General features: G+C 71.8%; 12 protein-coding genes, 3 tRNA genes and 1 pseudogene. 12 read left to right on the top strand and 4 right to left on the bottom strand.

Annotated elements, in window-relative coordinates:
• Window positions 1–104 (bottom strand): annotated as a pseudogene (locus ACWCYY_RS36475) (superoxide dismutase); the annotation flags it as partial.
• A gap of 319 nt (window positions 105–423) precedes the next feature.
• A complete protein-coding gene (locus ACWCYY_RS36470) occupies window positions 424–1,785 on the bottom strand; it encodes a hydrolase (protein WP_449798484.1) in 1,362 nt (453 codons plus the stop codon).
• A 323-nt stretch (window positions 1,786–2,108) separates the two neighbouring features.
• Here ACWCYY_RS36470 and ACWCYY_RS36465 point away from each other — a divergent pair.
• The 6 genes from ACWCYY_RS36465 (at window position 2,109) to ACWCYY_RS36440 (ending at window position 4,647) form a co-directional block, all read left to right on the top strand.
• A tRNA-Thr gene (locus tag ACWCYY_RS36465) sits at window positions 2,109–2,181 on the top strand.
• Window positions 2,182–2,227: 46 nt separating this feature from the next.
• Window positions 2,228–2,300: transfer RNA gene (locus tag ACWCYY_RS36460), tRNA-Met, on the top strand.
• A gap of 82 nt (window positions 2,301–2,382) precedes the next feature.
• On the top strand, window positions 2,383–2,547 hold the full coding sequence (rpmG, locus tag ACWCYY_RS36455) for a 50S ribosomal protein L33 (RefSeq protein ID WP_014144273.1): 165 nt from the start codon (window positions 2,383–2,385) through the stop codon (window positions 2,545–2,547).
• A gap of 139 nt (window positions 2,548–2,686) precedes the next feature.
• Window positions 2,687–3,157, top strand: coding sequence for a MaoC family dehydratase N-terminal domain-containing protein (locus ACWCYY_RS36450; protein WP_345286306.1), 471 nt, complete (start codon window positions 2,687–2,689; stop codon window positions 3,155–3,157).
• A gap of 5 nt (window positions 3,158–3,162) precedes the next feature.
• Window positions 3,163–3,585: a MaoC family dehydratase gene (locus ACWCYY_RS36445; protein WP_345286305.1), complete on the top strand. Its 423-nt coding sequence runs from the start codon at window positions 3,163–3,165 to the stop codon at window positions 3,583–3,585.
• Window positions 3,586–3,606: 21 nt separating this feature from the next.
• Complete coding sequence (locus ACWCYY_RS36440) at window positions 3,607–4,647, top strand: UDP-N-acetylmuramate dehydrogenase (RefSeq protein ID WP_449798483.1); 1,041 nt, start codon at window positions 3,607–3,609, stop codon at window positions 4,645–4,647.
• Between the two features lie 69 nt (window positions 4,648–4,716).
• On the opposite strand, the gene ACWCYY_RS36435 is transcribed toward ACWCYY_RS36440, so the two are convergent.
• Both ACWCYY_RS36435 and ACWCYY_RS36430 read right to left on the bottom strand, forming a co-directional pair.
• Window positions 4,717–5,745, bottom strand: a complete 1,029-nt coding sequence (locus ACWCYY_RS36435; RefSeq protein ID WP_449798482.1) for an adenosine deaminase — start codon at window positions 5,743–5,745, stop codon at window positions 4,717–4,719.
• A gap of 96 nt (window positions 5,746–5,841) precedes the next feature.
• Window positions 5,842–7,077, bottom strand: a complete 1,236-nt coding sequence (locus ACWCYY_RS36430) for a pyridoxal phosphate-dependent aminotransferase (RefSeq protein ID WP_345286296.1) — start codon at window positions 7,075–7,077, stop codon at window positions 5,842–5,844.
• A gap of 241 nt (window positions 7,078–7,318) precedes the next feature.
• Between ACWCYY_RS36430 and ACWCYY_RS36425 the strand changes: the two genes are divergently transcribed.
• The 6 genes from ACWCYY_RS36425 to ACWCYY_RS36400 all read left to right on the top strand — a co-directional run bounded on the left by ACWCYY_RS36425 (window position 7,319) and on the right by ACWCYY_RS36400 (window position 11,495).
• Window positions 7,319–7,391, top strand: a tRNA-Trp gene (locus ACWCYY_RS36425).
• Between the two features lie 142 nt (window positions 7,392–7,533).
• Window positions 7,534–7,881 (top strand): preprotein translocase subunit SecE, encoded by a 348-nt coding sequence (secE, locus tag ACWCYY_RS36420; RefSeq protein WP_380149372.1) that lies wholly within the window; start codon window positions 7,534–7,536, stop codon window positions 7,879–7,881.
• A gap of 197 nt (window positions 7,882–8,078) precedes the next feature.
• A complete protein-coding gene (gene nusG / locus ACWCYY_RS36415) occupies window positions 8,079–9,011 on the top strand; it encodes a transcription termination/antitermination protein NusG (protein ID WP_449798481.1) in 933 nt (310 codons plus the stop codon).
• Between the two features lie 162 nt (window positions 9,012–9,173).
• On the top strand, window positions 9,174–9,608 hold the full coding sequence (gene rplK / locus ACWCYY_RS36410; protein WP_345286294.1) for a 50S ribosomal protein L11: 435 nt from the start codon (window positions 9,174–9,176) through the stop codon (window positions 9,606–9,608).
• Window positions 9,609–9,684: 76 nt separating this feature from the next.
• A complete protein-coding gene (gene rplA, locus ACWCYY_RS36405; RefSeq protein ID WP_345286292.1) occupies window positions 9,685–10,407 on the top strand; it encodes a 50S ribosomal protein L1 in 723 nt (240 codons plus the stop codon).
• A 131-nt stretch (window positions 10,408–10,538) separates the two neighbouring features.
• Window positions 10,539–11,495 carry a hypothetical protein gene (locus tag ACWCYY_RS36400; RefSeq protein WP_449798480.1) on the top strand — a complete coding sequence of 319 codons (957 nt, stop codon included), beginning with the start codon at window positions 10,539–10,541 and terminating at the stop codon, window positions 11,493–11,495.
• Window positions 11,496–11,500 lie beyond the last annotated feature (5 nt).

The raw sequence follows: 11,500 nt of genomic DNA, 5'->3' as shown, positions 1-11,500 counted from the left end.
GCGGCGTGGTGCTTGGAGTGGTGCAGCTCGAGGATCTCGGCGGACATCGCCTTCTCCAGAGCCGAGTAGTCGTACGGAAGATCGGGGAGCGTGTACTGACCCATGGGTAAAAGGGCTCCTAGTTCGCTGTGCTGACGGTGTGTCGGCGTGCCGCCGCCAGCTTATTGCGTATGACTTGCAATTACATCTGCGAGCCAGGAGAGTGTGTTGTGGGGGTGGTGGGCCCGCCAGTCGTCTGCTGAAGCGTCTCGGCCACCGCGCCGGGAGTCCTCCGTCAGAGCTGATCGTCTTCCCAACCGGCGACCGCCGGGACGTCGGGCCGGCCACCCCCACCACGCCCGTCGGGTACCGATGGGCAGGGCGGAGCCCGGCTCGGGTCGGCGCCTGAGGGGGCCGCCCGCAGCTCGGCGGGGCTCGTCCCCGCTATCCGGGCGTGTTCTGCCGGGGGAGCGCCAGTGCCACCGTGTCGGCGAACTCCCGCACCGCGCTGGTCCGCGACACCACCCGCCCGCTGTGGATCACCAGCCGGCTGTGCCCGCCCGCCAGTACCCCGGCCACCGAGTCGCCCCGGACGGCCAGCAGCTCCGCCGGGAACCCGGCGTCCACCCGGACCGGCGGCAGCCCGAGCGCGATCCTGGCCTGGTTGGAGACCGCCTCGTACGCGGCCTCGGGGCTGAGTCCGCCGCCGCCCGCGAGCAGGTAGGCGGCTTCCAGCGGGTCGGCCCGGCCGACCGGGTTGCCGGTGTCCCGGAGAGCGCCGCCACCGGCGGCGAGGATCACCCCGGCCTCGCTCAACTCCCGTACCAGGGAAGCCCGGAGGGCATGAGCTGGCCCTTCCAGCCCGACGCAGTGGCCGTTCTGCGGGAGGCAGACCACCCGCAGCCCGGCCGCGGCCAGCGCGGCGGCGGCCCCACCACCCGAACCGCCTGCCCCGCCCGAACCTGGCCCGCCCGAACCGCCCGAACCGCCCGCCCCGCCCGCCCCGCCCGAGGCGCCGCCGACCGCCATCGCGGACAGCGGCCCGATCGTCACCCGCGGCCGCAGCGGCGCCAACGCCGCCACCAGCCGCGCGAGTTGGGCCGGATCCGCGCCGGCCGTGTGCAGGTCCACGGGGCAGTCGGCCTCCCGGGCGGCCTCCAGCAGCACCTGGACGTAGCCGACCGGGTCCGGGTCGAGGTCGGGGCACCCGCCGGCGGCGGTGGCGCCGAGCTTGAGGGCCTCCCGCAGCTGGGCCCGGCCGTCCGCCCCGGCCCGGCCGGTGAGCAGGCGGGGTACGGCCACCGCCTGGAGGTCGGCCAGTCCGCGCAGGGCCTGACGGGCGGTCAGTACGGCCTCCAGCCGTCGCAGCCCGTGCACGTCGCCGATCCGGACGTGGGTGCGCTGCGCGGTGGCGCCGTACCCGAGTGCGGTGAGCGCGGCCTCGGTGACCCGGCGGACCAGCTCGGCCGGGGTCTCCGGGGGCGGGGTCTGCAGGGCGGCGGAGAAGGCGACGTCGTAGTGGGCGTGCGGTTCGGCGGGCGCGGGCAGCAGCAGGTAGCCGCTGAGGTCGATCTTGGCGCCGGTGGTGGTGGTCGGGGCGCCGGGCAGGGCGGGCAGCGGACCCAGGGAGCCGCAGGTGCCGACGGCCTGGATCCGGTCGCCGCTGATCCGCACGTCCACCAGTCGGCCGTCGGTCAGCCGGGCGTTGGTGAGCAGCAGGACGGGGCCGTGGCCCAGCGGGTTGCCGCTGCGTGCGGGTTCCTCGCCCTGGTGCGGCCCGTCGGCGGGTGCGCTGTCCGCGGTCATCGGCCGGCTCCTCGTTGCCCGGCGGCCCGCCGGGCGGTCCGGGAGCCGCAAGATCAGTGAGCGTCGAGCCTATGGGGCCCGGGTGCGAGGTGCTCGGAGGCTGGCATAAGTCGTATCGGGTCGGGCCGCGGTCGCGGTGGTCGCCGCTGTCGCACGGTCGCGGCCGGCGGCTCCGGGAGGCTGCAGGCCGTTCCGTGGGTTCCACGGCGCGATCGAACGGCGGTCCTGCGGGGGAGTGCCCGTACGAGCCGTCCACCTGCGATCTTCCGGTCGGGGAACGGATTTCACCTCTGGCCGGGAAACGTGTAATCTCTTCCTCGTTCGCCCCTATAGCTCAGTCGGTAGAGCGTCTCCATGGTAAGGAGAAGGTCTGCGGTTCGATTCCGCATGGGGGCTCTGGTGAGGAAGCCGAGGATCTCCGGATCCGAAGCTCGATCATCTCAGCGGTGTAGCTCAGTTGGTAGAGCAAGCGGCTCATAATCGCTGTGTCACCGGTTCAAGTCCGGTCACCGCTACCCGCGTAGTCGATCGGGGGGATCAACTCCCGATCGGCTACTCTTGTCGTGTCATCAATCGTTGTCCAAGGAAGGCACTCCCGTGGCTGCCACCGACGTCCGCCCGAAGATCACGCTGGCCTGCGTGGAGTGCAAGGAGCGGAACTACATCACCAAGAAGAACCGGCGTAACGACCCGGACCGTCTTGAGCTGAAGAAGCACTGCCCCCGCTGCAACTCGCACACCGCGCACCGCGAGACCCGCTGACCCCGTAGGGCGTCACCGGGCCTGGTGTGATCAGGCTCTTGGCTCCAGGCCGTGTCTCCCGCAAGGGGGCACGGCCTGGAGCTTTTTCTGCATCTCCCGTACCACCGCACAGCGTGACCCACCGTCAGAGGAGTGGCCCATGGCTCTCGACCCCTCGTTCATCGGGCGGACCTACCCGCCCACCGCACCCTACGAGGTCGGCCGCGAGAAGATCCGCGAGTTCGCGGTCGCGGTCGGGGACGCCAATCCGGCGTACACCGACGTGGAGGCGGCGAAGGCGCTCGGCTACCCGGACGTGATCGCGCCCCCCACCTTCCCGTTCGCGATCGCCTTCCAGGCGGCCGCCCAGGTGGTGAACGACCCGGAACTCGGCCTGGACTACAGCCGGGTGGTGCACGGGGACCAGAAGTTCCTCTACTCCCGGCCGGTGCAGGCGGGGGACAGGCTGAGCGTCGCCATCGTGATCGACGCCATCAAGTCGCTGGCCGGCAACGACGTGCTGACCGTCAGCGGCGCCGTGCACGACGAGAGCGGCGAGCACGTGGTCACCGCGGTCATGACCCTCGTCGCCCGCGCCGCCGACACCGCCGACACCGCGCAGGGGGAGTGAACGAGATGAGCATCACCTACGACTCGGTCGAGGTCGGCACCGAACTGCCCGCCCAGTCCTTCCCGGTGACCCGCGCCACACTGGTCCAGTACGCGGGCGCCTCCGGCGACTTCAACCCGATCCACTGGAACGAGAAGTTCGCCCTGGAGGTCGGCCTCCCCGACGTCATCGCCCACGGCATGTTCACCATGGCCGAGGCGATCCGGGTGGTCACCGACTGGGTCGGCGACCCGGGCGCGGTGGTCGAGTACGGCGTCCGCTTCACCAAGCCGGTCCCCGTCCCCAACGACGGCGTCGGCACCACCATCGAGGTGTCCGCCAAGGTGGCCGCCCTGCTGGACGACAACAAGGTCCGGGTCGACCTGCTCGCCAAGAACGGCGACAACAAGGTGCTCGGCATGTCCCGCGCGGTCGTCAGGCTGAAGTGAGCCGCGGCTAGGCTGGGGGGCGTGCTCGTTGAACTGGACGCCCCCCTCGCCCCGCTGACCACGCTGCGCCTCGGCGGCCCGGCCCGCCGGCTGGTCACCGCGACCACCGACGCCGAGGTGGTCGAGACCGTCCGCAAGGCAGACGAGACCGGGGAGCCGCTGCTGGTGATCGGCGGCGGCTCCAACCTGGTGATCGGCGACGCCGGCTTCGAGGGCACCGTGCTGCGGATCGCCACCACCGGCTTCGCCCTGGACGGCACCCTGCTGGAGCTCGCCGCCGGCGAGGTCTGGGCGGACGCGGTGGCCCGCACCGTGGACGCGGGCCTGGCCGGGATCGAGTTCCTGGCCGGCATCCCCGGCTCGGCCGGGGCCACCCCCGTGCAGAACGTCGGCGCCTACGGCCAGGAGGTGGCCACCGGCATCACCGAGGTGGTCGCGTACGACCGCCGGGCCGGCGAGACCGTCACCCTGGCCAACGCCGACTGCGCGTTCTCCTACCGGCACAGCCGCTTCAAGGCCGACCCGGAGCGCTACGTGGTCCTGCGGGTCCGCTTCCGGTTGGAGGACGCCGGCGGCCTCTCCACCCCCGTCCGCTACGCCGAGGTCGCCAAGGCGCTCGGCGTCGGCCAGGACGAGCGGATCGGCCTGCGGCAGGCGTACGAGACCGTGCTCGGCCTGCGGGCCGGCAAGGGCATGGTGCTCGACCCGGCGGACCACGACACCTGGTCGGCCGGCTCCTTCTTCACCAACCCGGTCCTGACGGCCGCTCAGTACGCCGACTTCCAGGCCCGGCTGGGGGAGCTCACCGCCCCGGCCTACCCCGCGCCGGACGGCTGCACCAAGACCTCCGCGGCCTGGCTGATCGACCGGGCCGGCTTCGGCAAGGGCTACGGCTCCGGGCCGGCCACCCTCTCCACCAAGCACACCCTGGCCCTCACCAACCGGGGCGCCGCCTCCACCGAGGACCTGCTCGCGCTGGCCCGGGAGATCCGGGACGGCGTCCGGGCCGCCTTCGGGGTGGAGCTGGTGAACGAGCCGGTGATGGTGGGCGTCAGCCTGTAGGTCAGCCCGTCAGCCCGTCAGCCCGTCAGCCCGTCAGCCCGTCAGCCCGTCAGCCCGCCGGCCCGTCGGTCACGCCGGGTCCGCGGCCAGCCAGGCGTCCACGTCCGCCAGCAGCACCTTGCGGACGTCCTCCGGCGCGACCGATCCCCTGATCGACTGCCGTGCCAGCTCGGCGAGTTCGGCGTCCGAGAAGCCGTGCACGTCCCGCGCCAGGTCGTACTGGGCGGCCAGCCGGGAGCCGAACAGCAGCGGGTCGTCCGCGCCCAGCGCGAGCGGCACCCCGGCGTCGAAGAGGGTGCGCAGCGGCACCAGCCCGGGCTCCTCGTAGACCCCGAGCGAGACGTTGGAGGACGGGCAGACCTCGCAGGTCACCTGACGGTCCGCCAGCCGCTGCATCAGCCGCGGGTCCTCGGCGGCCCGCACCCCGTGCCCGATCCGGCCGGCCCCGAGGTCGTCCAGGCAGTCCCGGACCGACTCCGGCCCGGAGAGCTCTCCACCGTGCGGGGCGGCCAGCAGGCCGCCCTTGCGGGCGATGGTGAAGGCCCGGTCGAAGTCCCGTGCCAGGCCGCGCCGTTCGTCGTTGGAGAGCCCGAAGCCGACCACCCCCTGGTCGGCGTACCGGACGGCCAGGCGGGCCAGCGTCCGGGCGTCCATGGGGGACTTCATCCGGTTCGCCGCGACCAGCACCCGGATCCCGACGCCGGTGGCCGCGGAGGCCTCCCGGGTGGCGTCCAGGATCAGCTCCAGCGCGGGGATCAGCCCGCCGAGCCGGGGCGCGTACGAGGTCGGGTCGACCTGGATCTCCAGCCAGCGCGAGCCGTCCCGGGCCTCGTCCTCGGCCGTCTCCCGCACCAGCCGCCGGATGTCCGACTCGTCCCGCAGCACCGAGCGCGCTGTGTCGTACAGCCGCTGGAAGCGGAACCACCCGCGCTCGTCGGTGGCCCGAAGCCTGGGCGGCTCGCCCGAGCTGAGCGCCTCCGGCAGCCGGACCCGGTGCTTCTCGGCCAGCTCCAGCAGGGTGGCGGGCCGCATCGAACCGGTGAAGTGCAGGTGCAGGTGGGCCTTAGGCAGGGCCCGTACGTCGCGAGGCTGATCCATTCACCGATCCTGCCGCATGACACCCCCGAACGGGAACCGCCCCTCTCACGTCCTCCGAAGGAGTGAAAGGGGCGGTGCGCGCGGGGTGACGGAGCGTCAGTCGCGGGCCTCGCCCAGCAGCTTCTGCATCCGGCTGATGCCCTCGACCAGGTCGGCGTCGCCGAGCGCGTACGACAGGCGCAGGTAGCCCGGGGTGCCGAAGGCCTCGCCCGGGACGACCGCGACCTCGGCCTCGTCCAGGATCAGCGCGGCCAGCTCGGCGGAGGTGGCCGGACGCTTGCCGCGGATCTCCTTGCCCAGCAGCTCCTTGACCGAGGGGTACGCGTAGAACGCGCCCTCGGGCTCGGGGCAGAGCACGCCCTCGATCTCGTTGAGCATCCGGACGATGGTCTTGCGGCGGCGGTCGAACGCCTCCTTCATCTCGTCCACGGCCGACAGGTCGCCCGAGACGGCGGCCAGCGCGGCGCGCTGCGCCACGTTGGAGACGTTGGAGGTGGCGTGCGACTGCAGGTTGGCGGCCGCGTTGACGACGTCCTTGGGGCCGATCAGCCAGCCCACCCGCCAGCCGGTCATCGCGTAGGTCTTGGCCACGCCGTTGACCACGATGCACTTGTCGGCCAGCTCGGGCAGCAGGGCCGGCAGCGAGGTGAAGGTCGCGTCGCCGTAGACCAGGTGCTCGTAGATCTCGTCGGTGAGCACCCAGAGGCCGTGCTCCAGCGCCCAGCGGCCGATCGCCTCGGCCTCGGCCTCGGTGTAGACCGCGCCGGTCGGGTTGGACGGCGAGACGAACAGGACCACCTTGGTCTGCTCGGTCCGGGCCGCCTCCAGCTGCTCCACCGAGACCTTGTAGCCGGTCGTCTCGTCGGAGACGACGTCGACCGGCACGCCGCCGGCCAGCTTCACGGCCTCGGGGTAGGTGGTCCAGTACGGGGCCGGGATGATCACCTCGTCGCCCGGGTCGAGGATCGCGGCGAAGGCCTCGTAGATCGCCTGCTTGCCGCCGTTGGTGACCAGCACCTGGGAGGCGTCCACCTCGTAGCGCGAGTCGCGCAGCGTCTTGGCGGCGATGGCGGCCTTGAGCTCCGGCAGACCGCCGGCCGGGGTGTAGCGGTGGTTCTTCGGGTCCTGGCAGGCCTCGACGGCCGCCGCGACGATGTAGTCCGGGGTCGGGAAGTCGGGCTCGCCGGCGCCGAAGCCGATCACGGGGCGGCCGGCCGCCTTGAGGGCCTTCGCCTTGGCGTCCACCGCGAGGGTGGCGGACTCGGCGATGGCGCCGATCCGGGCGGAGACACGGCGGTCCGAGGGGCGGTTGCTGGGGGTGGGAGCGCTCATGCCCGCCATCGTCGCAGAGAGGGTGCTCCGGGGGCACGAGGGTCCAGGATGCGTACCGATCGGTCCGCATTGCGTACGGCTTGCGCCCCACCTTGGTGAATGGGGTTCGACCTGACGGCCCGGAACACGTACACTCACTGCTCGATGGCTCCCGAAGTGCAGCTCCACACCGAGGCGTAGTGAACGCAGCGGCCAGGATGCGGTAGGTTGTGAGACATCTCCGGAGCCCACAAGGCCCCGTAGGGCAATAGCTCAATTGGTAGAGCACCGGTCTCCAAAACCGGCGGTTGGGGGTTCAAGTCCCTCTTGCCCTGCTGCTTGAACCGTACTCAGCCCGTTCGCTCCACTGGAGCGAGCGGGCTTGATGCGGAGAGGGCACCTTTCAGCACTGCATTCGCCGGATCGCCCGCACCCGCGACGCGACGCTCGGCAGGACCCGGATTCAGGTGAGGACGAGTGACGGAGACCACGGGCTCCACCGCAACGCCTGAGAGCGGCAACCCCGAGGGTGCCGCGGAGGCCACGCCTGCCGACGAGGCGCTGTCGCGCCGCGACCGCAAGCGCGCCAAGAAGGCCGAGGGTGGCGACAAGAAGGCCGGCAAGCGCGCCAAGAAGGGCGTCTTCGCCCGCGCCGCGCTGTTCTACCGGCAGATCATCGCCGAGCTCCGCAAGGTGGTCTGGCCCTCCCGCAACCAGCTGACCCAGTACACCATCGTCGTGGTGGTCTTCGTGGTCGTGGTGATGGGCCTCGTCTCCGGTCTCGACTACGGCTTCTCCAAGCTCAGCCTGTGGGTGTTCGGCTGATCCGCCGTCACCTCCCGCTTCACTCCCCGACCCGGGCCGTCCTGACGGTCCGGGTCGAGCTGTCGGCGCACTCCGGGCGTTCCCGCTACCGTTGACTCGGTACTGTTGGAGGTCCGAGTCGTTCCCGCAGCGCGCCCGCCGTGGCGCCGGAAGGCCCGGAGCCGTTCCATCTCACTTCCAGGAAAGAAGCAGCCACCGTGTCTGACTCCCCCCTGTACGACGCCGACGAGACCGTCCGCGAGGCGGATGACCTCGCCGCCGAGGCCGCCGACGTCGAGGCTGCCGACGTCGAGGACGCCGAGCAGATCGTGGACGCGGTCGACTCGGACGAGGACGAGGTCGAGGCTGCGGACGAGGCCGAGGCGGGCGAGCCCGCCGAGGAGGCCGCCGTGCACGAGGTGGACGAGGACGAGCTCGACGAGGACGACGCCTTCGCCGCCGCCCTCCAGGCCGTCGGCTCCGACGCCGAGGACGAGGACGAGGCCGCCGAGGCGGAGGCCGAGGTCGAGGAGCCCGAGGTCGAGGTCGACCCGGTGGCCGCCTTCCGCGAGGAGCTGCGCACCGCGCCGGGCGAGTGGTACGTCATCCACACCTACGCCGGCTACGAGAACCGCGTGAAGCAGAACCTCGAGCAGCGCGCCGTCTCGCTCAACGTCGAGGACTACATCTTCGACTCGCAGGTGCCGCAGGAGGAGGTCGTCCAGATCAAGAACGGCGACCGCAAGACCATCCGGCAGAACAAGCTCCCCGGCTACGTGCTGGTCCGCATGGACCTCACCCCGGAGTCCTGGGGCGTCGTGCGCAACACCCCCGGCGTCACCGGCTTCGTCGGCAACGCCTACGACCCGTACCCGCTGACCCTGGACGAGGTCGTCAAGATGCTCGCCCCCGACGTGGAGCGCCAGGCGGCCAAGGAGGCCGGCAAGGCCTCGCCGATCCGTCCGGTCGAGGTCCAGGTGCTCGACTTCGAGGTCGGCGACTCGGTCACCGTCACCGACGGTCCGTTCGCCACCCTGCAGGCGACCATCAACGAGATCAACCCGGACTCGAAGAAGGTCAAGGGCCTGGTCGAGATCTTCGGTCGCGAGACCCCGGTCGAGCTGTCGTTCGACCAGATCCAGAAGAACTGACACTGAGCTTCGAGTTCGGGGCGGGGCTTCGGCCCCGCCCCGAACTCGTTTTGGTCCAGGCGCCGACAACGGTTAGCCTGGTCCGATGTGTGTCCACCCGGACGGGTGTCGCCCCGACCGCCGGACGCACCAGCAAACCACTCTCGGAAGGACCCGGAGAGCATGCCTCCCAAGAAGAAGAAGGTCACGGGGCTCATCAAGCTCCAGATCAACGCCGGCGCGGCCAACCCGGCCCCGCCGGTCGGCCCCGCGCTGGGCCAGCACGGCGTGAACATCATGGAGTTCTGCAAGGCCTACAACGCCGCGACCGAGTCGCAGCGCGGCATGATCGTGCCGGTGGAGATCACGGTCTACGAGGACCGCACCTTCACCTTCATCACGAAGACGCCGCCGGCCGCGCGCCTCATCCTGAAGGCCGCCGGCGTGGACAAGGGCTCGGCCGAGCCGCACAAGACCAAGGTCGCCAAGCTGACCGCGGCTCAGGTGCGCGAGATCGCCACGGTCAAGCTCCCCGACCTGAACGCCAACGACCTGGACGCCGCGTCGAAGATCATCGCCGGCACCGCCCGGTCGATGGGCATCACCGTCGAGGGCTGATCACCCCTCTCGTCCACCCCGTGGTAGGGCCTGCGCGGCCCGTACACCACGAACTCCATCACTTTCAGGAGAAGCAGTGAAGCGCAGCAAGGCCCTCAAGGCCGCGGACGCCCAGGTCGACCGCACCAAGATCTACGCCCCCCTCGAGGCCGTCCGCCTCGCCAAGGCGACCTCCACCTCCAAGTTCGACGGCACCGTTGAGGTCGCCATGCGTCTGGGCGTCGACCCGCGCAAGGCCGACCAGATGGTCCGCAGCACCGTGATCCTCCCGCACGGCACCGGTAAGACCGCTCGGGTCCTGGTCTTCGCGACCGGCGAGCGTGCCGAGGCCGCGCGTGCTGCCGGCGCCGACATCGTCGGTGCCGACGAGCTGATCGACGAGGTCGCCAAGGGCAAGCTGGACTTCGACGCCGTCGTCGCCACCCCGGACCTCATGGGCAAGGTCGGCCGCCTCGGCCGCGTGCTCGGTCCCCGTGGCCTGATGCCGAACCCGAAGACCGGCACCGTCACCCCCGATGTCGCCAAGGCTGTCAACGACATCAAGGGCGGCAAGATCGAGTTCCGCGTCGACAAGCACTCGAACCTGCACTTCATCATCGGCAAGACCTCGTTCTCCGATGACCAGCTGGTCGAGAACTACGCCGCCGCGCTCGAGGAGGTCCTCCGGGCCAAGCCGGCCGCCGCCAAGGGCCGCTACATCAAGAAGACCGCGTTCTCGACCACCATCGGCCCCGGCATCCAGGTGGACCCGAACCGCACCCGCAACCTCCTCGTCGAGGAGGACCCGGCCGCCGTCTGAGCCTCCGAGCTCCAGCGGTAACCGCGTTCGACGGGCCCGCACTCCCCTTCACCGGGGGGTGCGGGCCCGTCCGCTTGTCCGGGTCGACTAGAGTCCGCCTACCGAGATCCGGGACGTAGGGGGTTCCACGAATGCGCACGATACGGGTGACCGCCCTGGCCGCGCTGCTGGTGGCCGGGCTGACGGCCTGCGGGGCCGGCGACGACGCGAAGAGCGCCGCCACGGCCGCGCCGTCCACCACCGCTTCCGCCGGCGCGACCGGCTCCACCGCTCCCTCGGGGGCCGCTTCGGAGGCCGCCGGCTCGGCGAGCCCGACGGCGGGCGGCGGTACCGGGGGCTCCGGCGGCACCGCCCCGGGCACCGTCCCGGCTCCGGTCGGGGCCGCCAAGGACGTGCTGCTGGCGGCGAACGGCGTGATGGCCAAGGCCGGCAACGCCAAGCTGTCGGTCGGCACCGGCGCGGTCGCGCAGGGCGGCGGCGGCTCCTTCGCCTGGGCCCAGCCGGGCGGCATCGACCTGGTGCTGGCCCAGCCGGACGGCGCCCAGGCCCGGCTCCGCTCCACCGGCGGCTCCGTCTGGGTCGGCGCCCCCGAGCAGACCGCCGCGCTGGTCGGCGGGAAGCCCTGGATGAAGGTCGACCCCAACGCCAAGCCCGGCGGCACCCAGGTGCTGGCCGGCGGCGAGGACGCCCGCGGGCTGGTCGTGCTGGCCAAGGTGCTGGACCCGTCGGTGGCGCTGGCCGCCGGCGCGGGCAGCCCGGGCCTGACCAAGGTCGGCGTGGAGTCGGTGGACGGCCAGGAGGCCGTGCACTTCCGCGCCACCGGGGTGGCCGACGCGCTGGTCAACGGTCTGACGGAGGACCAGAAGCGCCAGGCCCTGGCCGACCTGGGCCGCAACGGGGGCGCGCTGGACCTCTGGATCAACGGCAGGAACGAGCTGGTCCAGCTCCGGGCCGCTGACCTGACCCCGTCCCGGGCCGGTGAGATGACGGTCCGTTACGGCGAGCTGGGCCGGGCGCCGCAGGTCGCCGCGCCGCCGGCCACCGATGTGTTCGAGGTCGCAGATCTGCTCAAGGGCTTCGGCGGCTGACCCGC

The organism is Kitasatospora sp. NPDC001664, from assembly GCF_053596675.1.
This window is presented reverse-complemented; position numbering and strand designations above follow the sequence as displayed.